A 24,539-nucleotide genomic window follows, 5' to 3' on the forward strand; every position below is an offset into this window, starting at 1 on the left:
AATACAAGGAACTTATGGAATCAACTTATTCGCGCGATGACGTGCTCGACGCACTGACGCGCTCTGTCAGCCGCGGCATGCGCTTTTTTGGCACTTGCCGACGAGCTTGGCGCAAAAACAAGACCACGCGCAGCTGCGCACGCTGCTGCTGGACATGGTGTCGGACGGCGCCCTGGACGTTATTTCGGGGGGCGCGTTTGCGTTGCCACCACAAGGACGTCCCGGTGATAAGCACGCGGCCTCGCCGAACAAGCACGCTCAACCGGCGCACAGCCAGCCGTCGGCCACACCAACCGCTGCCTCAGGCAAGCTGCCTTGGCAGGGGCGCGGCGGCGCGGGTGGCACACCGCCGCACGGTGTGGCTTCCGCGGCGACGACGGCCGCAGCGCCACCGTCTACGCCCACGCAGGCACCGACGTCCGCACCGGAGCGCGGCATGGCCAAAGGGCTGCGTGGCGATCGCGATCGCACCGCCGAGGCGCCGCACGGCATCATCGTGGTCAACCCGGGCGGCTTTGGCTTTGTGCGGGTGAGCGATGGCAAGGATGTCTATGTCTCGCAGGTGCGCCGCGGCGAAAGCATCGACGGCGACGACGTCGAGCTGCGTTTTTGGCGCGGCGACCGCGGCTTCGAAGGCGAGGTCGTGCGCGTCTTGGCGCGTACCAAGCACCGCGTGGCGGGCCTCCTAAAGCGCGATGGCACGCGGGTGTGGATCGAGCCGGACGACCCGCGGGTTGCCATCGACTTGCCGCGCATCTTTCTCAAAAAAAATCCGGGTGGCGAGGGCACCTGCATCGTCGATATTGGCAAGGCCACCACGCGCTCGCGGCGCGCCGAGCTCGCCGTCGACGCCAGCGTCATCGCGCTGCTCGGCACCTCGGATGACCCAATCACTGAAACCGAAAAGATCGTGGCGCTCGGCGGCTTTCCCGTCGAATTTCCCGAGGACGCCAAGGCGCAGGCAGCGGCGACGCCGACCACGGTCATCGAGGCCGATCATCGCGATCGCACCGATTTGCGTCATTTGCGTTTTTGCACCATCGATCCGGAAACCGCGCGCGATTTCGACGATGCGCGTTGCATCGAGCAAATGGCCAAAGGGGCGACGCGCGTATGGGTTGCCGTGGCCGACGTCGCGCACTATGTGCGCTGGAACGACCCAATTGACACCTCGGCCAAGGAGCGCGGGGTGTCGGTGTATCTACCGGATCGCGTCATCTCGATGATCCCGATCCAGCTCTCGGCGGGGATTTGTTCGCTCAACCCTCACCTCGATCGCTGTGCCATGGTGGTCAAGCTCGAGTTTGACGCCAAGGGCAAAATCACCAGCAGCGAGCCGATGGCGGCGCTGATTCAATCCAAGGCGCGCTTTGATTATGGCGGCGTGTCGTGCGTGCTTGAGCCAAGCGCGGGCCCGGTACGCGAGGGCTACGAGCCGTGGCGTCCCGAGCTTGAGGCGCTGTTTGCGCTGTCGCGCAAGCTGCGGGAAATCCGCATGGAGCGCGGCTCGCTCGATCTTGAGCTGCCCGAGCCCAAGGTGGTGCTCGACGCCGACAACCCTAAGCTGGTGCGCGATGTTGTCCGCGCCAAGGCGTCGCCGGCGGTCAAGCTCGCCTATTCGCTGGTCGAGGAATTCATGCTGTGCGCCAATGAGGCCGTCGGGCGCTATTTTAATCAACGCAAGCTGACCTCGGTGTGGCGCATCCACGCGCCACCTGGCGAGGAAAAGCTCGGCGAGTTTGCCGACCTGCTCGGCACCTACGGCATCAAGGTCGACATCGAAAACGCGCAGACGCCTAAGGGCATGAAGGCGGTGCTCGATCAGGTCTCGACCATGCCGGCGGCGCGCGCGCTGACGCAATTGCTATTGCGGTCGCTGACGCAGGCGCAGTGGGACATCGTGCCGATTGGCCACTTTGGCTTGGCATCGGCGGAGTATGTGCATTTCACGTCGCCGATTCGCCGTTATCCCGATCTGCTAGCGCATCGGCTGCTCAAGCACGCACTCCACGCCGAAGGCAAGCCAAGCGGCGGCGGCTATGAGGGCAAGACGCCGCCCAACGACGTGGTGCAAGAGCTGGCGCATGCCAGCAGCCGCCACGAACGCCGCGCCATGGACGCCGAGCGCGACACCGTCGCGATGTATCGCGCCTTTTTGGTGCGCGATCGCCTCGGCGAGCAGTTCGAGGGCGTAGTGTCGGCGGTCACCAGCTTTGGCGCGTTTATCGAAATCGAGACGCCGTTCGTCGAAGGCCTGGTGCGTTCGGAAAAACTCGGTGACGGCACCGGCTTTGATCCGATTCGCCTCCGCCTAAAAAGCCGTTTCTCGGGCAAGGAGCTCCGCCTGGGCGATCGCGTAAAGATCCAAATCAGCGACGTCTCGGTAGCCAAACGCCGCATCGAGTTCGATTTGCTCGAGGTGCTGACCGTGCATCCGCCAGCGGATGACGACGCCGCCAGCGATGCCGCCCGAGTTGAGCGTGGCCGCAAGGGCGGCGCCGCCGATGGCGCGCGCGCGCGACGACCCACCTTGAAAAAGGAGATGGAGACGCACCGCAAGCTAAAGTCGCTATGGGATGCCTCACCGGGTCGCAGTGCCGCCGGCCCGAGCGCCAAGGATAAGGGCAAGCGCGCGGTCCCGGGCAAAGGCAAGCCGAGCCGCGCCGCCGCGCAGCCTGGCGCTAAGTTGTCGCTAAAAGTTTCGCATCGCGGGCGCATGGCCGGCGCGAAGAAAAAGCGCTAGCGGCCCGTCGCCTCGTTCCACATCGCCTGCGCCCGCGACTTCAGCGTAGATTGCGGCCCGTTGCGTCGGAATCTCGTTGCCTTATCGCCTTGGTTTTTTGATGGCGCGACGGTGAACGCTGGGCCTTTGCCCTGGTTAGCGGGTTTGCAAGGTGCGATGCACCTCGCGGCGATGCTATCGGCTCGTCGGGCGCAAACGCGGGCCCCATAATCAGCATGGCGATGGCCAGGGCCAGATTAAACCTCATCGGATCGTACTTGAGCAATGCTCATGCCAGCCCCACGCGGGGCCCGGCAGCCCTCGCCGCGCCGCTGGGCCGCATCGCGATGGGGCCGATTGCCTCCAGCGGTGGCTAGCTGATGAGCCGTTGGCGCGCCCGCGCCTAACGAAAACCATGCTTGCGGCGGTCGCGGCGGCGCTCGTGTTCGTGGTCGACGAGGCGGACGTAGTCGAGTGGCTCGTCATTGTGCGGAAGCTCGGCCGCCGCCAGCGATGCGCTCACTCGCGACGTGCGCCGGCGCTCGACAAAGAGCCGCGCCAGCGCCGCCGCGGCTTCCACGGCGCTGGGCTCGCCGTCGCTCACGAGCAGCCATTCATCGACGAGGGCGGTCAGCGTAGCCGCTGGCAAGTGGCCGCGGCGCATGAGGTCTTGCTGCGAATTGGCGAGCGTGGTTGGCGCAAACATCGTCGTCGCTAACATCTCGGTCGCCACAAACAACACTTGCCGCGCCGAAAGCACGCCATCGGCGTAAAGCACGAGCGCGGTTTGAAAGTAGTTATAAACCGGTACGACGCGGCCACCGAGGGTGTCAAAGCCTTGCGGCGGCGACCGGCGATCGAGGTGGATAAAGACGCGGCGCACGACGTCGCCGTGGGTGACCTGCGCGGCCAGCCGGAGCACGAGCTCGATTTCGTCGGGGTAGGCGCGCGAGGCTTCGAGCACCTTGGCCAACGTCGCCGGCGAGACCTGGCCGCTTACGATATCGGCATAGAGGCAATAGATGATCGCGTCGGCCTCGGCATCGTCGCCAAATAAGGTCTCACGTGGCGCGGGTGGCGAGGAGACGCGGCTCGCCAGCAGCGCCGGCAATTTGTACGGAATCTGCGAGCGCAGCGCGCGAAACCGCCCCGCAACGATATTGCGCAAATTGTTCTTGAGCACAAACTCGTCGTAGGTGACGCCGTCGAGCACGAGCTTGGCCTCGAGCACCGCCTTCATTTGCCGCGGGCTGCCCGAGACGATGCAGATGCGGTGGCGTTCGCTATGCAAGGCCCGCAGCACCGCCGTGGCGCCCGGATAGGCCTGTTTGTCCGCGGCGGTCTCAAACGCGCTCTTGAACAAATCGCGCGCGCTGTCAAATTCGGTGCGCAGGTAGGTCTTGTCGAGGTCCCAACGAAAGACATGGTCGGGCGCGACAGTGGCGGGCGCGCCGCCCACCATGTAACGCGGCCCAAGCATGCGGTCTGCGAGCGGGCCAACCCACGGTGGCAGCTTCATGGCCGTGCATCCGAAAGGCTCGTCTGCGCGAGCTCAGCCGCGATAAGCTGCGTCAGGTTGCCGGCCAGTGATTTATGGGCGACGCGAATCGCGTTGTGGATGGCTTGGGCGTTTGACCGGCCGTGTGCCTTGATGAACGGGTGGGTAAACCCGAGCAGCGGCGCGCCGCCGTATTGCCGCCAATCGGTGACTTCTTTGAGTTGCTCAATTGCGCTCGACAGCGCCATGAGTTCGAGGCGCCAGGTGAGGCGCTCCTTGTGGGCATAGCGCGCCAGCCGGACGACGGTTTCAGAGACGCCTTCGAGCATCTTAAGCACGACGTTGCCGACAAAGCCCGAGCACACCACCACGTCCGCGACGCCGCGCGGGATATCGAGGCCCTCGAGGTTGCCAATGAAATTGAGTTCGGCGCGCGACAGCCGCGCATGCGCCTCCACCACGCTGCGCGGGCCCTTGCCGGCCTCACTGCCATTGGACAGCAGGGCGACGCGCGGATCGCGATTTTTTGAAATAATGCGCGCGTAAGCGGCGCCCATTACCGCAAACGCCACGAGGTCATCCGCGGTCGCCTCGATGGTCGCGCCGACGTCTAAGATCAGCGCAAACGGGTCCTTCTTATCGCCGTGCTTAAGCTCCGTTGGATAGACCGCCGCCAGCGCGGCGCGGCGGACGCCGGGGATGAGTGGCCAATTGCGCGCGCAGGCCAGGACGGAGGCACCGGTGTTGCCCGCCGACACCAGCGCGTCGCCTTGACCACTGCGCACCAGTTTGGCCGCAACCGCAATCGAGGCGTCGGGCTTGAGCGCAAACGCGTTGCTCGCGCGCTCCTCCATGGTGATAGAATCAGCGGCGTGGTAGATGCGCAGCTTGGCGGCGTCGTAGCGCAGCGATGGCAACAAGGCCGAGATGCGCGCGCCGTCGCCCACCAAGATAATTTCCGCATCGAGCGTCATCGACGCCTCGGCCGCGCCCTTGACCACTTCGTCGGGCGCGTGGTCGCCCCCCATCGCATCGACCACGATTCGAAACATGAGGTTATCTTGCCACAGTCGCGGCGTAACGGGGAGGGCGGGGTGCGCGCTTAACTGCTCTGAGTCGCTGCGAACGGAAAAGGCCGCTGCGTATCGACCCCACCGAACGAGTACACCACTAGACGACTTCAGCTAGGCGCCGGGCGCGGCTTGTCTATTTTTGAATTGGGGCCAGCGCCCCGGCGCGCCATCGAAAAAATATCGCAACCACAATACTTCCCAGACTTGGGTCAAACCAACTTGGTGTCGCAACCCCCCGGCCCTGGGTTTTTAATTACCCGGGCCGGGGGCGTGGCGGTGGTTGAAATTTTATTGCTTCCTGTTGCCTTGCCGGGGCGACTGGAATACTATCGCCGAATCAATGAGAGGCGTTAGACCTCGCAAAGCCGTAAAGTCGCGCAGTCAACTTGCGCTGGCTGTTGGCACGCCGGATCGTAAGGCCAAGGACGGCTCGCGACGTCGCGGCAGACGCGCCGGCGCCGTGGCTACAAGTACGCCGGGTCGCGGTGTTCGCCGAGCTCCTGGCGGAAGACATCGCAGATTTCGCCGAGGGTGACGTGTTGTTTGACCGCGGCTAAGATGACGGGCATGAGGTTTTGCGCCTCGTCGCGGCAGGCGGCGCGCACGGCGGCGAGCGCGCTAGCGGATGCCGCCTCGTCGCGCAACGTGCGCACGCGGGCAATGCGCTCGCGCTGCGCCTGTTCAACTTCGGCTTCGATCTTGAGCGTGGGAATTTCGCCATGCGGATCTTCGGTGACGTATTTGTTGACGCCCACCACGGTGCGCGCCTTGGCGTCGACGGCGCGTTGGAAGTCATAGGCGCTCTTGGCGATTTCGCGTTGCGGATAGCCTTCCTCGATCGCCTTGACGATGCCGCCCATCTCATCGATGCGGCGGATGTAGTCAAACGCGGCGGTTTCCATGTCACACGTCAACGCCTCGATAAAGTAGCTGCCGCCAAGCGGATCGACCACCGCGGTGACGCCGGTTTCTTCGGCGATGATTTGTTGGGTGCGCAGCGCCAGCGTAGCGGCATCCTCGGTCGGTAAGGCGTACGTCTCATCGAAGCTGTTGGTATGCAGCGACTGCGTGCCGCCGAGCACCGCCGCGAGCGCCTGCATGGTGGTGCGCACGACGTTGTTTAGCGGCTGCGGCGCCATCAGCGACACACCGGCGGTTTGCGCGTGGGTGCGCAGCAGCCATGAACGCGGGTTCTTGGCGCCGAAGCGCTCTTTCATGATCTTCGCCCACATCCGGCGCGCGGCGCGAAACTTGGCGATTTCTTCGAAGAAGTCGTTGTGGACGTCAAAAAAGAACGACAGCCGCGGCGCAAACTCGTCGACGTCGATGCCCGCGGCAATGCCGGCCTCAACATAGCCAATGCCGTCGGCGAGCGTAAACGCCAGCTCCTGCACCGCCGTCGCGCCGGCCTCGCGAATGTGATAGCCGCTGATCGAGATCGTATTCCATTGCGGCATGTGCTCGGTGCACCACGCCAGCATGTCGCGCGTGATGCGCATGTGGGCGCGGATCGGCGAGATCCACTCCTTTTGCGCGATGAATTCCTTGAGCATGTCGTTTTGCAACGTGCCGCGCAGCGCCGCCGGCGAGACGCCTTGTTTTTCGGCGACCGCGACATAAAGCGCCAGCAAGATCGCCGCCGGCGCATTGATCGTCATCGACGTCGAGACCTTGTCGAGCGGAATGTCGCCAAACAGTCGCATCATGTCGTCCAGCGTGGCGACGCTGACGCCTTCGCGGCCAACCTCGCCCAGGCTGCGCGCGTGGTCCGGATCGTAGCCCATCAACGTTGGCATGTCGAAGGCGGTCGACAGGCCGGTCTGCCCTTGGCTGAGCAAAAACTTAAAGCGTTGGTTCGTGTCTTCCGGCGTGCCAAAGCCGGCGAACATGCGCATCGTCCACGGCTTGCCGCGATACATGGTGGCGTGCGGGCCGCGGGTATATGGATACGCGCCAGCGTCGCCGAGATGGGTTTCGCGGGTAAAGCCACGGGCCGTTAGGTCGTCAGGTCCGTAAACGGTTTGCAACGGCAAGCCCGACAGCGTGCGCACCTCGGTGTCCGCCGCGGCTCCCTGACTTTTTTGATGCGTGGCCATGGCGCTTTGTACCACAGCTGGTCCACCATGAAACCATGGCGGCGCAACTGAGGGACATCGTGGCGCATCTCGATAAAACCCTGGCAATCGCCGCCTTTCGCGACTACGCGCCAAACGGCTTGCAGGTGCAAGGGGCCCCCGAGGTCACGCGCATCGTCACCGGCGTGTCGGCAAATGCCGCGTTGTTTGCGCGCGCTGAGGCTCTGGGGGCCGAACTCATCGTCGTCCACCACGGCCTCATTTGGGGTGGCGGCATTGCGCGCGTTGAGGGGCTGGTCGCCGAGCGGCTGCGGCACCTCTTGACGGGGCGCATCTCGCTCGCGGCGTATCATTTGCCGCTCGATGCTCATGCAACGCTTGGTAACAATGCTGGCCTTGTCGAGGCGATGGGGCTGGTCGGTGCCGACGAGGCCTTCGGCGATGTACGTGGCTACCCGCTTGGCGTCGCCGTTACCTTGGCTGCGCCCATGCCTCGCGATGAGTTGGTGCAGCGTGCCGCGCGGCTGCGTGGCGGCACCGACTCGCCGCCGTTCGTGTTTAACCACGGCCCCGCACAGGTGCGCAAGGTAGGCCTTTGCACGGGTGCGGCGTCGGACCTGCTCGAGGCCGCAAGCGCGGCGGGGTGTGATGCCTTTGTCACCGGTGAGCTCGCGGAGCGCGCGCAAGAGGTAGCGGCAGAGCTCGGCATCACGCTGATCGCCGCGGGCCATCATGCGACCGAAACGTTTGGCGCCGCGCGCCTCGCAAAAGAGCTGGCGCGCGCGTTTCCCACCGTGCGATCAGAATTTGTGAATGTGCCCGGCGCGCTATAGTCGCTCGGCTTCTTGGGGTAACCTGCTTGCGCATGGGACGGCCACACGGGCAACGCATACAGGGCAGCGCGCCACCCGTCGTCGCGGCGCCCAGCGGGCCGTCGAACTTGCCGCGCGGCGTGCGCGATTTGTTACCCGCTGAGGCCCTGGCGCGCAAAGGCCTCGGCGACGCGCTGCTTGGCGTGTTTTCGCGCGCGGGCTTTTCATATGTCGCGACCCCAATGTTTGAATACGCCGACGTGCTTGGCAAGGGCCTGGGCGCCGGCGTCGACCTTGCGCTGCGCTTTGTCGAGCCCGGCTCGGGCGACTTCCTCGCCGTGCGGCCCGACTTTACGCCGCAACTCGCTCGCTTAGTGGCGCAGCGCTATCGCGACCATGCCGACGATTTGCGCCTCTGCTACGAGGGCGCGGTGTATCGCGTACAAGCAGGGCACGGCCCGCGCGAAATCGCCCAGGCCGGCGTTGAACGCTTTGGCCACGGTCAGGCGGCCGCCGACGCTGAGGTCCTTGGCTTGGCGTGCGCGGTGATGGCACCCGCCGCCTTGCGGACGCGAGGCACGCTGCAACATGCCACCATCGAAATCGGCCACGTCGCGCCCACGCAGTGGTTGTTGTCGCAGGCCGACGCCGCGTCAAATGGCCCGCTGGTCGCGGCGTTGCGCACCAAGAATTGGCCGCAGGCCGTCAACGCCGCGCAGGGGTTGCCGGCGCAGGCGAGGCGCCTCATGACGGCGCTGTTTGAGCTGACGGATGGCAGCCGCGGTGGCGCGACCGACATGCTCGCTGCGGCCTTGGCATTGCCGTGGCCGAGCCAGGTCCGGACGTCGCTTGATGGGCTAGCCGCCACCGTTGCGCTCGTGTTGCCTAAGGCCCGCGGCCTCAAGGTGTTGATCGATTTGTGCGAAATTCGCGGCTTTGATTATTACACCGGCCTGCGGTTCGCCGGTTATGCGCGCGGTTTTGGCGACGCGATTTTGGCGGGCGGCAGATACGATGGGCTCGTCGCGCGCTATGGCCGCGACGTCCCTGCGGTCGGCTTTGCGGTCGATATCGAGGGCGTTCATCAGTGTCTTGAGCAAGGAGCATAAGCATGGCAGTCGTCGTAGTGGTTGGTGCGCAATGGGGTGATGAGGGCAAGGGCAAGGTCGTCGACATCTGGACCGAGCGAGCCAACGTCGTCGTTCGCTATGGCGGCGGCGCCAATGCCGGCCACACGTTGGTGATTGGCGATACCAAGCTGCTGACGCATCTCATCCCGTCGGGGGTTTTGCATCCGCATAAGCGCTGCGTGCTCGGCGATGGCATGGTCATCGATCCGCATACGCTGCTCGAAGAAATTGCCGAGTGCAAAGGTAAGGGCCTGCTCGCCCACGGCGAACTCTTGGTCGGCCTTGGCGCGCACGTGATTCTGCCCTATCACAAGCTGCTGGAGGCGGTGCGGGAAGAACGTCGCGGCGCGATAGGTACCACGCGGCGAGGCATCGGCCCGGCGTATGAGGCCAAGGCGGCGCGGCGAGGCGTGCGCATGCGCGATCTCTACAAGCCAGCAAGGCTGCGCGAACTGGTCGAACGCAACGTCGAAGAGATGAGTCCAATCCTCGCGCATTTTGGCGCGCCCGTGCCCGACGCCGCGATGATCAATCAATGGATCGCCGCGGCCCTGGCCGCGGGCGAGGCCTTGCGGTCATTTGTCGGCGATGCGGGCGCGTTTGTCGCCGCCGCCATTGCGCGGGGCGAGCACGTGCTGTTCGAAGGCGCCCAGGGCACGCTGCTCGACCTCGACCACGGCACGTATCCCTTTGTCACGTCGTCGTCGACGCTGGCGGCGGGCGCCTGCCAAAGCGTTGGCATTGGCCCCACGCTGGTTGATACCGTGGTCGGCATCAGCAAGGCCTACGCAACGCGCGTCGGCAGCGGACCGTTTCCGACCGAGCTAAACGACGCCTTGGGCGAGTCAATTCGCCAAAAAGGTTTTGAATTTGGCTCCACCACGGGACGGCCGCGGCGCTGCGGCTGGCTCGACGCCGCCGCCTTGCGGCTTGCGGTTCGGTTGTCAGGCATCACGGGGGTGGCGCTGACCAAGCTCGACGTGCTCGCCGGCCTGCCAGAGGTCAAAATGTGCGTCGCCTACGATCTAGATGGCACGCGCCTGCTCGAGCCTCCACAAGATTTGGACGATTTGGCGCGCTGCACGCCAATCTACGAAACCTTCGCCGGCTGGCCCGAATTGCCTAAGCGCGCCGCCTCGGTGGCGGCCTTGCCGCCCACCGTGGGCGCCTATGTTGCAGCGATCGAGCGGGTGGCTGGGGTGAAAATGGCCATGGTGTCGCTGGGGCCTGACCGGGCCGAGACGATTGCGATTTCCGACCCCTTCGCCAGCTAGCAGTGGGGGCCGAGCGTAGGCCGACCCGCCATAGCGGTTCAGGCTTATGGAGGTGTGTAAATAAGTCACCCCTTGGCATTCAAAGACCCTAAGACTTTCGCCAGCTTGCGCGGTAATGCTACAATTTAATCGCCGATGCAATATTTTCACCAAGGCCGGGCGCAGCTCGCGAGTCTCATGGTGGAGCGAAGGATAGACCCATGAAGATTGTATGCGACGCCTGTTCTGCCAAGTACTCCATTGCGGACGACAAGGTCAGAGGCAAATCGGTAAAGATTAAATGCAAGAAGTGCAACAACGTCATCTTCGTCAAGGGCGAAGAGGTTGCGGCGCCAGCAGGTGCGGAAGAAGCCCACGATACGCGCGTGTTTGGATACAATGATGCGCCCGCCGGCGAAGAGCCGGTTTGGCACGTTGTGATCGATTCCGAGCAGGTCGGGCCAATCACCGCCAGCGACCTCAAGCAACGGATTGCCGATGGCCAGGTCGACGCCGACTCGTACGTGTGGCGCGAAGGCTTTGACGATTGGCAACCCGTTAGTGGCGTCGCCGAATTTGCGGGCGTTGCCTCGGCGGGTCAAACCATGCGCAGCGATCTCGGCGCACTGCCCGCGGTTTCGCGTGCCGCGGATGACGTCGCATCAGATTTATTTGGCGCACGCGCTGCCGCGCCGGCCGCGGCTCAGCCCGCACCCGCGGGCGACGGTCGCATGCGCGGCGAGCGCAATGAAAACTCAGTGTTGTTTTCGCTGAGCAATCTCGCCTCGTTGACGTCGGATGCGCCGCGTTCGTCTGCGGCTTCCGGGTCGAGCTCATCGGCCGGCCGCGCTCAGGCCGGTGGCAGCGAGGGCTCGGGGCTCATAGATATTCGCTCGATGGCAAGCGCCTACATGGGTGAGCGAGCCCCGGCGCGCAACACCGGGCGGGTTGGCTCGATGGACGACATCCCGGTGTTCTCTGGCGCCGCGTTTGCCGAGCCCGCGGTGATTTTGCCGCCAACCTCGCGTTCGTCATCCAACAATAAGGTCCTCTACGGGCTGATCGGCGCGGTCGGCCTGCTCGCCGTTGCCGCCATCGTTTTGGTGTTGTTCGTGTTTAATAAAGACAAGGCGAGTACCGTTGCGGTGGCGCCGCCGCTCGATCCTTCGCTCAAGGTGCCACCGACCGGCGCCGCCGGCACAATTCCAGCCGACCCAGCCGACGACGCGGCCGCGCCTGCTGGCACCGACACCGGCGCACCCGCGACGGGGACGCCGCCAACGCCGGTTGCGGCGGCAACCGACACTAAGCCCGAGCCGAGTACCAAGCCTGCAAGCGATCCCAAACCATCGAGTTCCTCGCGCGACTCGCGCAAGCCCGATCGGTCGTCGTCGAGCTCATCTTCTTCGTCCACAGCGGCTTCGTCGCGAACGCCCGAGGTTGCGCCTACGCCAAAAGCCGACGCCAAAGGGTGCTCTGAAGTCGATTGCCTCTTGGCGGAAAAAAAGCCGGCGTGCTGCGCCAAATACGGCGGCAAGCCCGTCAAAACCGAGTCCAGCAGCAGCGGGCTTGACGAAGACTTAGACAAGGCGGCGATTCAGAGCGGGGTTGCCAAGGTGCAAGCGCGCGCCAAATCCTGCAGCACGAAATCGAGCGCCAAAGGCAAGGTTAAGGTCCGCGTGCGGGTAGGCGGCGATGGCTCGGTGTCGAGCACCAGCGTGCTTGAGTCCCCCGACGACGCGCTGGGTTCATGCGTTGCCGCGGCGCTGCAGAAGGCCAGCTTCAAGAAAACGCAAAACGGCGCCACCTTTACGTTTCCGATGACATTTTAGCCAAGACGAGCCGACCGCGCGCCGCGTCGAGTGCGTGCGATTGTGCACAGAGGATCGTTTTGACGCGTTGCGTTCGCCGTGACTGGTGACAGTGAACATTGACGATGTTCGGTTGGCGTGTAAGCGTCTGACGCTATGAGAGCTATTATTGATAACTACGTACGTCTTGCCGCGCTATTGCTGGTGGGCGCACTGACGCTAAGTTGCGATGGCGGTGGAGGGACCGACAATCTGCCCGCCCCGACCAGCTGTGAAGGCGAAACGATCGAACCGCGCACAGGCGATGCGGCGGTGCTGCTCTCGGAGCTTTCGATCGGGGCGCTCGGGGACGGCTTTGACTATAACGACGATGGCACGCCCGACAATAAGTTGGCGCCGCTGGGAGGGCTGGCCAATCCAGCCATCATCACGGCCTTTGAACGCCGCGAAATCGGCATCGCGTTTGAATACTTTGACATGCCGAGCCTCGCCGCAGATACCTGCGTCAAGTTTGGCGTCTCCCTGGCGCGCCTCCGACGCGACGATGACGGCGACGACAAGGTCGCGGGTGTCGGCGGCGGTGATTGCAATGATAACGACAACCTCATCTTCCCTGGCACCGCAGAAATCGCGGACAATGGCAAAGACGATAACTGCGATGGTCAAGCCGACGAAGGCGGTACGCTTTCCACCACCGATACCGACGCCGACAGCCAAACGGTCGCCGAGGGCGACTGCGACGATACCAACGCAACGGTGAAGCACGGCGCCGCTGAAATTTGCGGCGACGGCCTCGACAACGACTGCGATGGCGTCGCCGACGGCGGCCCGAATGAAACGTGTAATCCGTTTGACGAGACGCCGGAGACCATCGCGCTTGATGCGTTGTCTTTTGACGCCAATGGCGATCCGGTGCTGTCGTTTGAGGCCGGGGAAATCACCGCGGCCGGTGATGGCTTTCGCCTCTCCGCTGGCCCCTCGGTGTTTTCGTTGTCGCTGCCTATCAACGACATCACGCTGCAGCTAACGCTCAGCGGCGCACGCATCGCGGCCGACATCGCCGAGGTCGATGGCGGCTATGTGCTCACCAATGCGCGCCTTGGCGGCGTCATCGACTCGGTGACCGCGGATACGGTGCGTGGCTTTGAGGAAGAAACCATCGGCCTGCGGCCCGAGGACTCGCTGCTCGATGTGATCTACGCCAACTCGCTGGGCCAACTGCTCGCGCTGCCCAACAGCACCGCCAAGCCCGGCTGCAAGACGCCCGACATCGACATCGACGGCGATGGCCTCGAGACGTTCTGCGGCTCGACCGATTCAGAATTCGAGAACACGGTCGACCTCTGCATCGACGGCGACGGCACGGAAATCATGGATGAGGTGGATGGCGACGGCGTCGTTACCAAGCATTGCACCGAGGCGCTGGATGGCGACGGCAAGCCGCGCTTTGTCGACGGCATCTCGGTAGCCCTGAAGTTCGGCGCGGTGCCGGTGTTGTTCGCGGCCGATTAAGCGATACACTTGGCCCATGGCCAATCGCTCGCTGGAGTTCCGCGTCGGCGCCTTTCTGCTCGGCGCCGTCGGGGTAGGGCTCGCGCTCGTCATCGCGCTGGGCAATTTTTCGCTGGGGCCCGGTAAAAAATTTCGCGTCGACTACGACTACATCGGCAGCCTGCAGGAAGGCGCCGCGGTCAAGCTCGCGGGCGTGCGCGTCGGCAAGGTGACGGACGTCGCGTTTATGGCGGGCGAGCTGGATGCCACCGTCGGCCGTCGAGTGTACGTGCGCACCACCATCTGGGTCGAAAAAAAGGCGCTGCCCGCGGTCGGCAAGGACGCGGCGTTTTTCATCAACACCGCCGGGGTGCTGGGCGAGCAGTATATCGAGATCGTGCCGGGTGCCGACGTGGCGCTGCTAGCGCCGGGCAGCATCGTGCGCGGCATGGATCCGCCGCGCGTCGACCTCGTGGTGTCGCGCCTGTTTGACGTCGTCGATGGGTTGGCGTCGGTGCTCGCGACCGAGCGCTCGCAGGTGTCTTCGCTCTTGCGCAATGGCGCCGCCACGGTGGAGGAGCTGCACGCCTTGCTCGTGGCCAATCGCGAACAGATTCCGGCGCTCTTGAAAAATGCCGGGGCGCTCGCGGGCTCGGGCGCGCGATTTTTAGACCGCGTACCCGAGGCGGAGGTGGCGCAGCTGCTACGCAGCGCCGACGCCACGCTGCAGGCAGGCAAGCGCGCCCTCGACGAGAATTCGCCCAAGGTGGGGCGTGCGCTCGAAGCGGCGACTTCGGGGCTGCAGACGATTACCCCCGAGCGCGTCGATCGCGCGCTCGTGGTTGCCGACAAGGCCGCGACGGCGGCGGACGCGGCCAGTGGCTTGCTCGGTGAGGCTCGCAGCTTGCTGGCCGATGCGCGTAAGGGCAAGGGCACGGTTGGTGCGCTGCTGGTGAACGATGAGATCTATGCCGACGTGCGCGAGATGGTCGAAGACTTAAAGCGCAACCCGTGGAAGTTTTTCTGGAAAGAATAGGCGGCTAGCAGGCATGGAGGACGCGCAGCTTCGCACCCACCGACGCGTTGGCGCGGTGGCGCTCGTCGCATCCGGCTTGCTCGTGCTATGGATGGTGGTGGGCCCGCATGGGTCGCCGTGGCAGGACCGCGCTTACGTCTATGCGAGCTTCGATCAAATTGGCGCGCTGCTGCCGGGCGCGAACGTACGCCTGGGAGGGAAAAACATCGGCACGGTGACCGAGATTGGTGCCGCGCCGCCGCCCGCGACGCGAAGGTGGCGCGTCACGATGTCGGTCGACGCCGACGTCCTTGCGCTGGTTGCACAAAACTCCTTGGCGATCATCACGCCGCAGGGCGTGCTCGGCAAGCCCATGCTCGAGCTGGCGCCACCGCGTGAGGCGCCTGTAAGTAATTTGGCGGCGATGCGCCCGCCGACCCTGCAAGGCGTCGATCCGGCGTCACTCGATCGCACGCTGGAACGCTTGTACAACCACAGCGGCCTGATGTTGGCGGTGCGAGACGAGCTGCGGCCCGACGCCATGCGCCTGCGCGTCGCGCTGGAGGCGATTGAAGATGAGGTGGCGCAGACCGCACCGCCGGCGCGCGAAGATGCCGCGCTCGCATGGGCGACGATGCGGCGGGCGCGCGCGTATGCGGCCGCGCTGGCTGAGCCCTTGGCCGACACGCAGGCCTCCTGGCATTTGGCGCGGGCGGCCTGGGAACGCGCCATGGCGGCGCGAAGTCCGCAGCTGACGGGCTTGCGCGCCGAGCTGGCGCTTGGCACGTCGCGGCTGCGCGATGGCGATCGGCTGGCGAGGGCGCGCCTCGCGGCGATGCTCGGTAACGTCGGTGATGCCGTGGACCATGCGCGGTGGCTCATCGCCAACGGGAGGGGGCTTTTGGCCGATGCCGAGCATGGGACGCTCTTGCGCTTGTTAAATGATCCGGAGCTCTACGACCTGTTTAAGCTCTTTGCCGAGCAGAACACCAACGCGCCGTGGCGGCTAATTGGTCATCCGGACGACCAAGCGTTTGATCGCGAGGCGTGGCGCAAGCAGTTCGATATCGCCAAGTAGCGCGGCGCGCCGCTAAAAGCCGGGCGTTGCCATCGGGCCGTCGACGTTGCCGTCAAAAAACTGACGGACCAGCGGATCTGCATGGGTGGCCAGCTCGGCGGCGTTAAACGTCGCGTAGACGCGCTTGTCGTAGAGCAGGGCAATGCGATCGGCGACGGTGGCGGCCGAGACGAGATCGTGTGACACCACGACCGCGGTCAGCCCCGTCTTCTTGGCGAGGTGGCGTAGCAGCGCATCGACGCCGCGCGCGCTGAGCGGATCGAGCGACGTGGTGGGCTCGTCAAGCAAGACCGCGATGGGCCTCAGCGCGAAGGCACGCACGATGGCGGCGCGCTTGCGAATGCCGTCAGAGACCTCGCTGGGCAGGCGGTCGGCAAACGACGCGAGCTCGACCTCGGCAAGCCTTTCGCCGGCGAAGGCGAGGGCGGCCTCCATCGTCATCGCGTGATGGCGCGCCAAAGGCAGGGCGATATTCTGCCGCAGCGTCAGCGAGAACAAGAGGCCGGAGGCTTGCAGCACCATGGCCAACCTCTTGCGCACGCCGAGAAAGGTCGCCTCGGTCGCCCCAACAAGCGGTTGGCCGTCAAACCACAGCTCGCCGGCATCGGGGCGAAGCAGCCCGACCAGCATGCGGATGGCCACCGACTTGCCGGCGCCGGAGGTGCCCATGAGATAAAGAATTTCGCCTTGCGCGACGCGCAGCGAAAAATCGCGCAACACGTCCTTGTCGCCAAAGCGCTTGGCGACGCCGCGCCATTCGATAAAGCCAGGCGGTGGCGCCGCGGGCGGCGTCGGCGCGCTCATAAACGGGCCCCCAAGACAAAAAAGCCAAACACCGTCCACACCAGGTCGAGCCCAATGACCGCTAGCGAGCCGCCGAGCACCGCGCGGGTCGTGGCCTTGCCGACGCCATCTTGGCCAGGCTGGGCGTCAAGCCCCATATAGGCCGCGACGATGGGCAGGGCCATGCCGTAGCTTGCGGCCTTGCATAGAAACATGCCCAGGTGCGCGCCGGTGACCAGCGAAAAGTCGACATAGAGCGCGGGATTTAGGTCGAAGCTAAAATACGCGATGACGCCGCCAGCCACGAACATGACCACGCCGCCGTACACGCTCAGCGCGATGGTCGCGATGGCGCACGCCCAAAAACGCGGCACCACCAAATAGTCGATGGGGAGCACGCCGCATAGGCGAATCGCATCGACCTGATCGGTGACCGTCATGGTGCCAAGCTCGGCCGCCATCGACGCGCCAATGCGGGTGGCGAGCATGAGCGCCGTCAGCGTCGGCGCGAAGTCGGCAATGGCGAGGCGCAAAAATTGCGGCCCGACCTGGGACAGGTCGCCCGTGACGCGATCAATTTGTTGGCAGCCCTGATAGACCATGACCATGCCGATGAGTCCCAGCGTCATCGCGATGAAGGCGACCGAGCGATTGCCCATGCCAAAAAGCTGGCGCCGCAGCTCGCCGGGCGCACGGCTGAGGCTATCTCTATGCGCAAGGCGCCAGGTGCCGGCGAGGGTGCCCAGCAGCATGCCCCATATGCCTAGGCCCATGCGCCACAGGCCGAGCGCGGCGGCCCCGAGCGCTTCGATGGCGCGCGCGATGGCGTGCATTATTTCACCAGCCTGGTCACGATAAAATCAAAGAGCAGAATGAAACACGCCGAGACGACGACGGCGCGATGGACGGCGCGGCCCACGCCGGGCGCGCCGCCGGTGGCGGTCATGCCAAAGAAGCAGCTCGTGACCGCGATGATGAGGCCAAAGACCAAGGACTTAAGCATGCCGTGGGTGGCATCAGCGACGTCGAGGTACTCGCGGAAGCTGCCGACGACGGTGGAGATCTCAATGCCGAGCGCGAACTTCGAGGTCAGCGCCGCGCCCAGCAGCGCGATGGCATTGCCGATTATTGTCAGCGCCACCAGCGAGATCGTCATGGCGACGACGCGCGGTAGCACGAGGTATTGCATGGGGTCGATCGCGACGATGCGCAGGCCGTCGATTTGTTCGGTGACGGCCATGGTGCCGAGCGTGGCCGTGTTGTTGGCGCCGACGCGGCCCGAGAAGAGCAGGGCAATCAGGATCGGCCCCACCTCGCGCAGGATGGCATAGCCCGCGCCCCAACCGGCCAACGCGGTGGCGCCGAGGCGCTCGATCGTCGGCGCCGATTGCAGCATCATCAAGGCCCCGGTAAAGGGCGCCGTGACCAGCATGATCGGCAGCGAGCCGATGCCCATAAAGTGAAGGTGGGTGAGTAGCTCGCGGCCATCAAGGCGCGGCGGGATGAGGCTGCGCACGATGCGCGCGAAAAAAACCGTGATCGCACCTAGCTCGTCGCAGATGCGCAGCAAGGTGGCGCCGGCGGCCGAGGACACGCGCCTCACGCGGACGCCTCGGGGAGGTAGGCGGCGCGCACGAACGCATTCATGGCGGCATGGGAAGATGTCCGAATATCGGACGATGGGCCACGCCATTGCACGCGCCCCTCCGCGAGATAGACGATCTCATCGACGAACTCGCACAGCCCGACGACGTCGCTAGAGATGGCGAGCACGGTGCTGTGGGCGGGAATCTTATCGCGCAGAAAGGCAAACATCTTGGCGGTGGTGACCGGATCGAGCCCCGCGGTTGGTTCGTCGAGGATGAGGATGCCCGGCGAGGCGGCGATGGCGCGCGCGATGCCGAGGCGCTTTTTCATGCCGCCCGAAAGCTCGTGCGGCAGCTTGTCGCCGTGGCCCCAGAGCCCAACGGCGCGCAGGCACGCTTCGACGCGCGCGCCAACCTCCGCGATCGGCATGCCCCGGCGATGCAACGGAAAGGCGACATTGTCGGCCACGCTCAAGGTGTCAAACAGCGCGTAGTTTTGAAACAACACGCCAAAATCGCGGCGGAGCGTCGCGCGCGCCACTTCGTGCAGGCCTCCCAGCGCGGTGTCGCCTACCAAGACCTCGCCACGATCGGGCTCGGTGAGGCCACATAGCAGCCTCATGAGCAGCGTCTTGCCGGCGGCCGGCGGGCCGATGATGCCAACGCGACTGCCAGGCTCAAGCACGAGCGAGACGTCGGAAAATACCTCGTGTGCGGCGAAGGACTTGGCAACATTTCGAAGCGTAAGGCGCGGCGGCGACATCATGGCTGCTCGCTCCGCGTTGGGCAGGCCGCGAGGCGCCGCGGCGCGCTTAGGTATTTGCTACGCGGAAATGCCGTCGCCAGCGAGGTCATGGCCGCGCAAGCCTCGGTCAGGCGCGCGGCCTGCGCATAGGTCATCGCCAGCTCGTAGAGCGCGTCGTCGCGCAGCAGCGAATCGGGATAGAGCCTCGGCAGCGAGGCAAACGCGTCGATCGCCTCGGCACCCCGCGAGGCGTCGCGGAGCGCCCGTCCGAGCAAGAGCTGGGCGTCGTCTAAGTATTGCGTAAAAAAAGAACCGGTAAGGTGCGCCACGCGGCGGGTCTCGCCGATGGCGCGCAGCCGCGCGACGAGGTCGTCGTGGTCGCCAGCCGTCCGTACGGCAGGCTCGGTCTGTTCGGCGACCAGCTTGGCGGCAAACCACATTGCATCGTTTTTCCAAGGCGAGTCCTCATATGTCGCCGCCAAGGCATCCCAGTAGATGAGCGTCTCCGCAATGGCACCTTGCTCGCGCGCAACGTCGCCCGCCCACCACAGCATGTCATCGGCCAGCGATGAGCCGGGCGTGCCGCGTTGGTCGGTCACGAGCTGGTCGATGAGCTGGCGTGGCTGGGTCCGCCGCGTGACGGCGACAACGACGCGCAAGGCCTCGCCGGAAAACGGCGCCGAAGGGTGGGTGCGAATGGCGTACCAAAAAAAGTCGGCCGCCGTGTCAAACGCCTTACGTTCCTTGGCGAGCCAGCCGGCGCGAAAGGCCGCCTCGCTCATGCCCAGGTCGCCGATAAGTTCAAGGGTTGTGAGCTTGGCAAAGGCCGCTTCGCCGACATCGGGGAGCCCGCGCTTGACGTAGACGTAGGCCTCGCCGAGAAACGCCGGGCGACAGGTTTCAATGCGTACGCGCAGCGGCTCGAGTTGTTGGCATTGAGCTTGTGCGAGCGCGTACTCTGCCAGCGCTTCGTCGTACATGCCAAGGCGGCTTGCGGTCTCGGCGTAGTGCAGCGCGGGCAGCAGTTGCGGTGCGCGGCAGGCGGCCAGCGCGCACGCAAGCGCCGAGGACAGCACGGCGCTGGCGGTGGTGAGGCTCCTACGACGCATGCAGCAGCGGTTTTAACACGGCGATGGCGTGGGCCAACCCCGCGTCGTCGACATCGAGATGGGTAATCAGCCGTAGCGCGTCGGCAGTGGGCGCGCCAATAAGTACGCCCTGGGCTCTGGCCGCGGCGACGACGCCAACGATATCGAGCGCGCCGCGAATCAGCACGATATTGGTTTGCGGGGTGCTCACGCGGATCTGCTTGCCAACCGCGGCCTCCGCCAGCGCGCTGGCGATGGCGGAGGCACGGCGATGGTCGTCGGCCAGCCGCGCGCGATGATGCTCGAGCGCATAGAGTCCCGCGGCGGCGAGGATGCCAACCTGCCGCATGCCGCCGCCGTACATCTTGCGCAGCCGTCGACAGCGCGTGATGCGCTCGCGCGTGCTGGCGAGCACCGAGCCAATCGGCGCGCCGAGGCCCTTGGACAGCGCGACGGTGACGGTGTCAAAGCCTTCGCACAGCTCGGCCTCGCTATGGCCCGTCGCCACGGCGGCGTTCCATAGGCGAGCGCCGTCGAGATGCGTACGCATGCCAAGCGTGCGCGCCGTCGCCGTCACCTCGCGCAGGGCCGCGAGCGACCACGCCGCGCCGCCTGCGGCATTGTGCGTATTCTCGACCGCGAGCACCGTTGTGGGCGACAGGTAAAACGTATCGGGCTTATGCGCCGCACGGACCTCGCTGGCGCCAAACAGCCCACCGCCGGGCAAGGGACACGTCTGCACGCCGGCGAGCGCCGCGAGCGCGCCTGATTCATAGAGCCACACGTGCGCATTTTGCCCAATCATTACCTCGTCGCCGGGCACCGTCAGGCTGCGCAGGGCGACTTGATTGGCCATGGTGCCGCTCGGCATAAACAGCGCGGCCTCTTTGCCAAGCAAGGCCGCGACGCGCGCCTGCAACGCGTTGACCGTTGGGTCTTCGTCGTAGACGTCGTCGCCGACCTCGGCGGCCGACATGGCCAAACGCATGGCGGCGGTCGGCTTGGTGACGGTGTCGCTGCGAAGGTCGACCACGGCGGGCATGCCGCGACTATACGGCAGCATCGATCGAACGGTGGGCGCGCAGGTCGGCAAACGCGACGTACGGGGTCGCAATCGCGAGCGCGCCCATGCCGACGTACCACACCACCTGCACCAAGTGATTGACGATGGCAAAGGCGAGCGCCTGGCCGTGGAGATGCGTGCCGGAGGTGGTGACGCCGGGCCCAAGGTAGAGGCTTAGACCAAGGACGGTGAACCATTGAAATTGGCCCACCAGCCCTGGCGCATTGGGCAGCGTGATCCCAACGGCGACCAGCCCCATCTCCGCAAAGCCACCGACCACCGAGAGCGGCAGGCCAAACCCACGCGCCAAGACCCACACCGAAAGCGCATTGGTGGTCCAATACACCGCGCTCCACGCGAGAAAAACCAGCATGTGGCGCCCGCTGCGCACCACCGAAAAGCCGCGGATCATCTCTAAGAGCCACATCTCGAGGCGTTTGGCAAAATTGGGTGCGAGCCGCGGCAACAGGCTCAGCGCGAGCCACAGGCGTACCGTGGGCTGCGGTCGTCGCAGCGCCATCAACAAGAAAATCGTCGCCGCCGAAAATACCGCCAGCGCGAGGTACGCCACGCTCATCATCCACGCCGGCTCATTGGGCCCGCGCAGGGAGAAAAACGCGGCGAATACGATCAGCGAGATCCCGAGGCCATCGATGATGCGCTCGACCGCGACGGCGCCCAGCGCGGCAGAACCCGAGAGATGCGCGCGCTGACGCATGAGCGCGGGCCGGACAAATTCGCCGAGCCGCGCCGGCAGCGCGAGGATGGCCATATAGCCCACCGAGGAGATCGCAAACAGCTCGGCATTGCTCATCCGCACCCCAAGCGGCGCCAGCAGGCTATGCCAACGGTAGGTGCGCGCGATGTGCGTCGCGGCCATAAGGCCAAAGCTGGCAGCGAGATAGGGCGCAAACTCCGCCAGGCGCAAGTCGCCAAAGACCTTGCCCAGCTCGGCCCGCGAGGCCGCGTCGGGCCACACAAAATACGTGCAGATTGCTAGCGTGAGCAGCGACAGCGCGACGTTGACCCACGTTCTCACGCCGGGTGTTCCCCGGCCAAGATGGCTCGCGGCGCGTCGTCGAGCAAGCGGTTTGCCATGGCCGCGCCGTACTTCTTGATGACCCATTCGATGCCGTCTTGCGCGTAATCGACATCGACGGTGCGATGGGCGTCCGACGCCAGCGCGTGCGCGCAGCCGATCTTGAGCAGCCAGCGCGACGACTCCATCGCGGCGGCGCCGTGGTGGCCGGCGAGGGCGGCCGCATCGAGCACCATCGCGCACTGCGCCGCCGCCTGCTTGGCGAGCGCGGCGTTGCCAGCGAGGAATTGATAGCGCTCGGGGTGGGCGAGCACCGGCAGCATGCCCTGCAAGCGCGCGGCAAAGACGGTATCGAGCAGCGACGGCGGCCAGATCGACGGCGAGAGCTCAAAGAGAAACGCGGCGCCACCATTGTAGGAGGGGATGGTCTGTGTCTCATAGCGCTGGTGAAACACGGCATCCCACATGTTTTCCGCGCCCAGGTGCAGGATGGGGCCGCCGCCCGGCGCCGATTCCGACTGGACGAGGGCAAACCGCGTGGTGACCGTGTCCCAGTCAGGCAAGTACTGCCCAGCCTTTTGGTGTGGGGTCGCGCAGACCTCGGCAAAGCCAAGGGATTGCAGCCGTGCCAACACCGCCAACGATTGGGTTAGATCCGTAACCCCATCGTCGACGTCAAAGACAATATGGCTATGCAGGTCGACCCAGGTCATGGCAAGCGCTCGGCTAAGCATTACCGCAAAATGCGAGGCGTTACGGCACTAAACAGCGGCCCCCGCTCACAAGACGGGTGGATTTGGTGCGTCCGCCACGCGGCCGCGGCAGGGAGCGCGCCAGCCCGGCCTGTGGCTGCGCCATTTTTGCGAATGATCCGCAAAATGAGGTCAAAAGTCTCCGTTGCGGGGCCTACATGTGCGTGATACAAAACACAGACGTAGATTTCTACCTCAACCGTAGGAGATAATGGTGAAAGGCAACTCCATGGCACAACCTGAAAAACGCGAAAACTCGGTACTATTCTCGCTGCGAGAGCTGCGAGAAATCGAGGAAAAGCGCGTCCTCGACGAAGAGACCACGGCCCGCAACGCGGAAGCCGAGCGTCTCTTGGCCGCACAAAATGCAGAGCGGCGTGCCAAAGAGGAGCAAGAGGCCGCCGTGCGCGCCGCGGCCGAGGCCGAGCGCCGCACGCGCGACGATGCCGAGCGCAGGCAGCGCGAAGAGCAACTGCAGCTGCAGGCATCTGAGCAACGCGCGCGCATCGAAGCGCAGGCCAAGCTCGACGCGCAGCGGCTGCAACAAGAGATGGAAATCCGCAAGCAGCAAGCGGCCAACTCGCGCCCGACGTGGCTGATCGCCACCGTCGCCGTGTTGGTGATTGCCGGCGGCGCGACCGGGTATATTTTTTACCAGCGTCACCAAGAGGCGCAAAAAGTCGCGGCCTTAAATGCGGCTGCCCTCGAGGAAGAGCGCAAGGCCACCGAGGAACTCAGCAAGAAAATCGATGAGGCCTTAGGCGGCATCGCCGAAGTCGACGCGCGCATTGCAGCCGCGCAGACCGATGCTGAACGCGAGAAACTCAAGGCCGAACTTGCCGTCAAGAAGGCGGCGCTGGAAGCACTCAAGAATTCGGCGCCACGGTCGCGACCCGCAGGTGCATCGCAGCCGGACAAGCCCGTCAAGCCACGAGGCCCATCGTGCGATCCTAAGAAGGATCCACTTTGCGGTCTTCGCTAAGCTGACGCTTGGCTACGCCGGAAGCAGCACCGCAAGCGGCTACGTCGCGCCAACCCTGGCTGGTTGCCATAGTTGCGGGGTTGGCAATTACGGGTGGCAGGCTTTGTTTTTTGGCGTATCAGCGCCATCAAGAGGCGCCGGTTGATGCGGCTCGTAACGCCCAAAAAATTCGCGAAATGGGGGCTGAGCTTGGTGCCACTCTTCATCGTAGCGCTTTACAGCTTGTTGAAATTGCTGAAAGGGAAGCAGCATTTCAAGCGCTGCTGGACAACGCGATTTGGTGCAAAATGCCCTGGGTTATCGACTCGCCGCGAACGAAAAAGTTAGCAGGCGCATCCTGCGATCCTAAAAAGGATCCACTCTGCGGCGCGCGATAAGCGGAGCAACTTTTTCGGTAACGAAAGGGACGCAGGGCAGGGCGGGACGTGGCAGCGGTCGCGCCACACCTTGCCGACCTTGCGGCATTTGACACCTGCGCGTTGCATTGATTCGGCACTAAAACAAATTGAGTCGGGCAACGGAATTGGAAAATAAAATCTCTCC

General features: G+C 64.8%; 21 protein-coding genes. 10 read left to right on the forward strand and 11 right to left on the reverse strand.

Features of this window, described 5'->3' with window-relative positions:
• Positions 1 to 106: 106 nt before the first annotated feature.
• Entirely contained in the window at positions 107 to 2,743 is a 2,637-nt protein-coding gene (locus tag IPL79_01855; protein ID MBK9069745.1) for a VacB/RNase II family 3'-5' exoribonuclease, read from the forward strand.
• Between the two features lie 382 nt (positions 2,744 to 3,125).
• Here the strand turns inward: IPL79_01855 and IPL79_01860 are convergent, their stop codons facing one another.
• The 3 genes from IPL79_01860 to IPL79_01870 all read right to left on the reverse strand — a co-directional run bounded on the left by IPL79_01860 (position 3,126) and on the right by IPL79_01870 (position 7,389).
• Complete coding sequence (locus IPL79_01860) at positions 3,126 to 4,241, reverse strand: hypothetical protein (GenBank protein MBK9069746.1); 1,116 nt, start codon at positions 4,239 to 4,241, stop codon at positions 3,126 to 3,128.
• The gene (gene plsX, locus IPL79_01865) at positions 4,238 to 5,272 is read right to left on the reverse strand and encodes a phosphate acyltransferase PlsX (protein ID MBK9069747.1); all 1,035 of its coding nucleotides are present in this window, start codon (positions 5,270 to 5,272) and stop codon (positions 4,238 to 4,240) included. The genes IPL79_01860 and plsX overlap by 4 nt, the downstream gene beginning before the upstream one ends.
• Before the next feature lie 485 nt (positions 5,273 to 5,757).
• Positions 5,758 to 7,389 carry a methylmalonyl-CoA mutase gene (locus tag IPL79_01870; protein MBK9069748.1) on the reverse strand — a complete coding sequence of 544 codons (1,632 nt, stop codon included), beginning with the start codon at positions 7,387 to 7,389 and terminating at the stop codon, positions 5,758 to 5,760.
• Between the two features lie 35 nt (positions 7,390 to 7,424).
• Here IPL79_01870 and IPL79_01875 point away from each other — a divergent pair, with 35 nt between their 5' ends.
• From IPL79_01875 to IPL79_01905, 7 genes are all read left to right on the forward strand, one after another.
• Positions 7,425 to 8,201 carry a Nif3-like dinuclear metal center hexameric protein gene (locus tag IPL79_01875; protein ID MBK9069749.1) on the forward strand — a complete coding sequence of 259 codons (777 nt, stop codon included), beginning with the start codon at positions 7,425 to 7,427 and terminating at the stop codon, positions 8,199 to 8,201.
• Between the two features lie 32 nt (positions 8,202 to 8,233).
• A complete protein-coding gene (locus IPL79_01880; protein ID MBK9069750.1) occupies positions 8,234 to 9,289 on the forward strand; it encodes an ATP phosphoribosyltransferase regulatory subunit in 1,056 nt (351 codons plus the stop codon).
• Positions 9,290 to 9,291: 2 nt separating this feature from the next.
• Entirely contained in the window at positions 9,292 to 10,584 is a 1,293-nt protein-coding gene (locus IPL79_01885; protein ID MBK9069751.1) for an adenylosuccinate synthase, read from the forward strand.
• Positions 10,585 to 10,784: 200 nt separating this feature from the next.
• Positions 10,785 to 12,395 (forward strand): zinc-ribbon domain-containing protein, encoded by a 1,611-nt coding sequence (locus IPL79_01890; GenBank protein MBK9069752.1) that lies wholly within the window; start codon positions 10,785 to 10,787, stop codon positions 12,393 to 12,395.
• Positions 12,396 to 12,530: 135 nt separating this feature from the next.
• Positions 12,531 to 13,886: a putative metal-binding motif-containing protein gene (locus IPL79_01895; GenBank protein MBK9069753.1), complete on the forward strand. Its 1,356-nt coding sequence runs from the start codon at positions 12,531 to 12,533 to the stop codon at positions 13,884 to 13,886.
• A gap of 16 nt (positions 13,887 to 13,902) precedes the next feature.
• Positions 13,903 to 14,901, forward strand: a complete 999-nt coding sequence (locus IPL79_01900) for an MCE family protein (protein MBK9069754.1) — start codon at positions 13,903 to 13,905, stop codon at positions 14,899 to 14,901.
• A gap of 13 nt (positions 14,902 to 14,914) precedes the next feature.
• The gene (locus tag IPL79_01905) at positions 14,915 to 15,958 is read left to right on the forward strand and encodes an MCE family protein (protein ID MBK9069755.1); all 1,044 of its coding nucleotides are present in this window, start codon (positions 14,915 to 14,917) and stop codon (positions 15,956 to 15,958) included.
• A gap of 12 nt (positions 15,959 to 15,970) precedes the next feature.
• Here the strand turns inward: IPL79_01905 and IPL79_01910 are convergent, their stop codons facing one another.
• The 8 genes from IPL79_01910 to IPL79_01945 are packed head-to-tail and all read right to left on the reverse strand — an operon-like array spanning position 15,971 to position 22,975.
• Complete coding sequence (locus tag IPL79_01910) at positions 15,971 to 16,762, reverse strand: ATP-binding cassette domain-containing protein (GenBank protein ID MBK9069756.1); 792 nt, start codon at positions 16,760 to 16,762, stop codon at positions 15,971 to 15,973.
• The gene (locus IPL79_01915; GenBank protein ID MBK9069757.1) at positions 16,759 to 17,574 is read right to left on the reverse strand and encodes an ABC transporter permease; all 816 of its coding nucleotides are present in this window, start codon (positions 17,572 to 17,574) and stop codon (positions 16,759 to 16,761) included. Before IPL79_01915 ends, IPL79_01910 begins: the two co-directional genes overlap by 4 nt.
• Positions 17,574 to 18,344 carry an ABC transporter permease gene (locus tag IPL79_01920; GenBank protein MBK9069758.1) on the reverse strand — a complete coding sequence of 257 codons (771 nt, stop codon included), beginning with the start codon at positions 18,342 to 18,344 and terminating at the stop codon, positions 17,574 to 17,576. Before IPL79_01920 ends, IPL79_01915 begins: the two co-directional genes overlap by 1 nt.
• Positions 18,341 to 19,093, reverse strand: a complete 753-nt coding sequence (locus IPL79_01925) for an ATP-binding cassette domain-containing protein (GenBank protein ID MBK9069759.1) — start codon at positions 19,091 to 19,093, stop codon at positions 18,341 to 18,343. The genes IPL79_01920 and IPL79_01925 overlap by 4 nt, the downstream gene beginning before the upstream one ends.
• A complete protein-coding gene (locus IPL79_01930; protein ID MBK9069760.1) occupies positions 19,090 to 20,181 on the reverse strand; it encodes a tetratricopeptide repeat protein in 1,092 nt (363 codons plus the stop codon). The genes IPL79_01925 and IPL79_01930 overlap by 4 nt, the downstream gene beginning before the upstream one ends.
• Entirely contained in the window at positions 20,171 to 21,202 is a 1,032-nt protein-coding gene (locus IPL79_01935) for a DegT/DnrJ/EryC1/StrS family aminotransferase (protein ID MBK9069761.1), read from the reverse strand. Before IPL79_01935 ends, IPL79_01930 begins: the two co-directional genes overlap by 11 nt.
• A 7-nt stretch (positions 21,203 to 21,209) precedes the next feature.
• Entirely contained in the window at positions 21,210 to 22,262 is a 1,053-nt protein-coding gene (locus IPL79_01940; GenBank protein ID MBK9069762.1) for a flippase-like domain-containing protein, read from the reverse strand.
• Entirely contained in the window at positions 22,259 to 22,975 is a 717-nt protein-coding gene (locus IPL79_01945; protein MBK9069763.1) for a hypothetical protein, read from the reverse strand. The genes IPL79_01940 and IPL79_01945 overlap by 4 nt, the downstream gene beginning before the upstream one ends.
• Before the next feature lie 268 nt (positions 22,976 to 23,243).
• Between IPL79_01945 and IPL79_01950 the strand changes: the two genes are divergently transcribed.
• Both IPL79_01950 and IPL79_01955 read left to right on the forward strand, forming a co-directional pair.
• Positions 23,244 to 23,996 carry a hypothetical protein gene (locus tag IPL79_01950; protein MBK9069764.1) on the forward strand — a complete coding sequence of 251 codons (753 nt, stop codon included), beginning with the start codon at positions 23,244 to 23,246 and terminating at the stop codon, positions 23,994 to 23,996.
• A gap of 8 nt (positions 23,997 to 24,004) precedes the next feature.
• Entirely contained in the window at positions 24,005 to 24,373 is a 369-nt protein-coding gene (locus IPL79_01955) for a hypothetical protein (protein MBK9069765.1), read from the forward strand.
• Positions 24,374 to 24,539 lie beyond the last annotated feature (166 nt).

The sequence above is a fragment of the Myxococcales bacterium genome, from assembly GCA_016716835.1.
Lineage (GTDB): Bacteria > Myxococcota_A > Polyangia > Haliangiales > Haliangiaceae > JADJUW01.

What these genes read in the sequence shown, in the direction of transcription:
- IPL79_01860 (MBK9069746.1), bottom strand. Translation starts at nt 4,241, where the DNA reads ATGAAGCTGCCACCGTGGGTTGGCCCGCTCGCAGACCGCATGCTTGGG.
- plsX (MBK9069747.1), bottom strand. Translation starts at nt 5,272, where the DNA reads ATGTTTCGAATCGTGGTCGATGCGATGGGGGGCGACCACGCGCCCGAC.
- IPL79_01870 (MBK9069748.1), bottom strand. Translation starts at nt 7,389, where the DNA reads ATGGCCACGCATCAAAAAAGTCAGGGAGCCGCGGCGGACACCGAGGTG.
- IPL79_01875 (MBK9069749.1), top strand. Translation starts at nt 7,425, where the DNA reads ATGGCGGCGCAACTGAGGGACATCGTGGCGCATCTCGATAAAACCCTG.
- IPL79_01880 (MBK9069750.1), top strand. Translation starts at nt 8,234, where the DNA reads ATGGGACGGCCACACGGGCAACGCATACAGGGCAGCGCGCCACCCGTC.
- IPL79_01885 (MBK9069751.1), top strand. Translation starts at nt 9,292, where the DNA reads ATGGCAGTCGTCGTAGTGGTTGGTGCGCAATGGGGTGATGAGGGCAAG.
- IPL79_01890 (MBK9069752.1), top strand. Translation starts at nt 10,785, where the DNA reads ATGAAGATTGTATGCGACGCCTGTTCTGCCAAGTACTCCATTGCGGAC.
- IPL79_01895 (MBK9069753.1), top strand. Translation starts at nt 12,531, where the DNA reads ATGAGAGCTATTATTGATAACTACGTACGTCTTGCCGCGCTATTGCTG.
- IPL79_01900 (MBK9069754.1), top strand. Translation starts at nt 13,903, where the DNA reads ATGGCCAATCGCTCGCTGGAGTTCCGCGTCGGCGCCTTTCTGCTCGGC.
- IPL79_01905 (MBK9069755.1), top strand. Translation starts at nt 14,915, where the DNA reads ATGGAGGACGCGCAGCTTCGCACCCACCGACGCGTTGGCGCGGTGGCG.
- IPL79_01910 (MBK9069756.1), bottom strand. Translation starts at nt 16,762, where the DNA reads ATGAGCGCGCCGACGCCGCCCGCGGCGCCACCGCCTGGCTTTATCGAA.
- IPL79_01915 (MBK9069757.1), bottom strand. Translation starts at nt 17,574, where the DNA reads ATGCACGCCATCGCGCGCGCCATCGAAGCGCTCGGGGCCGCCGCGCTC.
- IPL79_01925 (MBK9069759.1), bottom strand. Translation starts at nt 19,093, where the DNA reads ATGATGTCGCCGCCGCGCCTTACGCTTCGAAATGTTGCCAAGTCCTTC.
- IPL79_01930 (MBK9069760.1), bottom strand. Translation starts at nt 20,181, where the DNA reads ATGCGTCGTAGGAGCCTCACCACCGCCAGCGCCGTGCTGTCCTCGGCG.
- IPL79_01935 (MBK9069761.1), bottom strand. Translation starts at nt 21,202, where the DNA reads ATGCCCGCCGTGGTCGACCTTCGCAGCGACACCGTCACCAAGCCGACC.
- IPL79_01945 (MBK9069763.1), bottom strand. Translation starts at nt 22,975, where the DNA reads ATGACCTGGGTCGACCTGCATAGCCATATTGTCTTTGACGTCGACGAT.
- IPL79_01950 (MBK9069764.1), top strand. Translation starts at nt 23,244, where the DNA reads ATGGCACAACCTGAAAAACGCGAAAACTCGGTACTATTCTCGCTGCGA.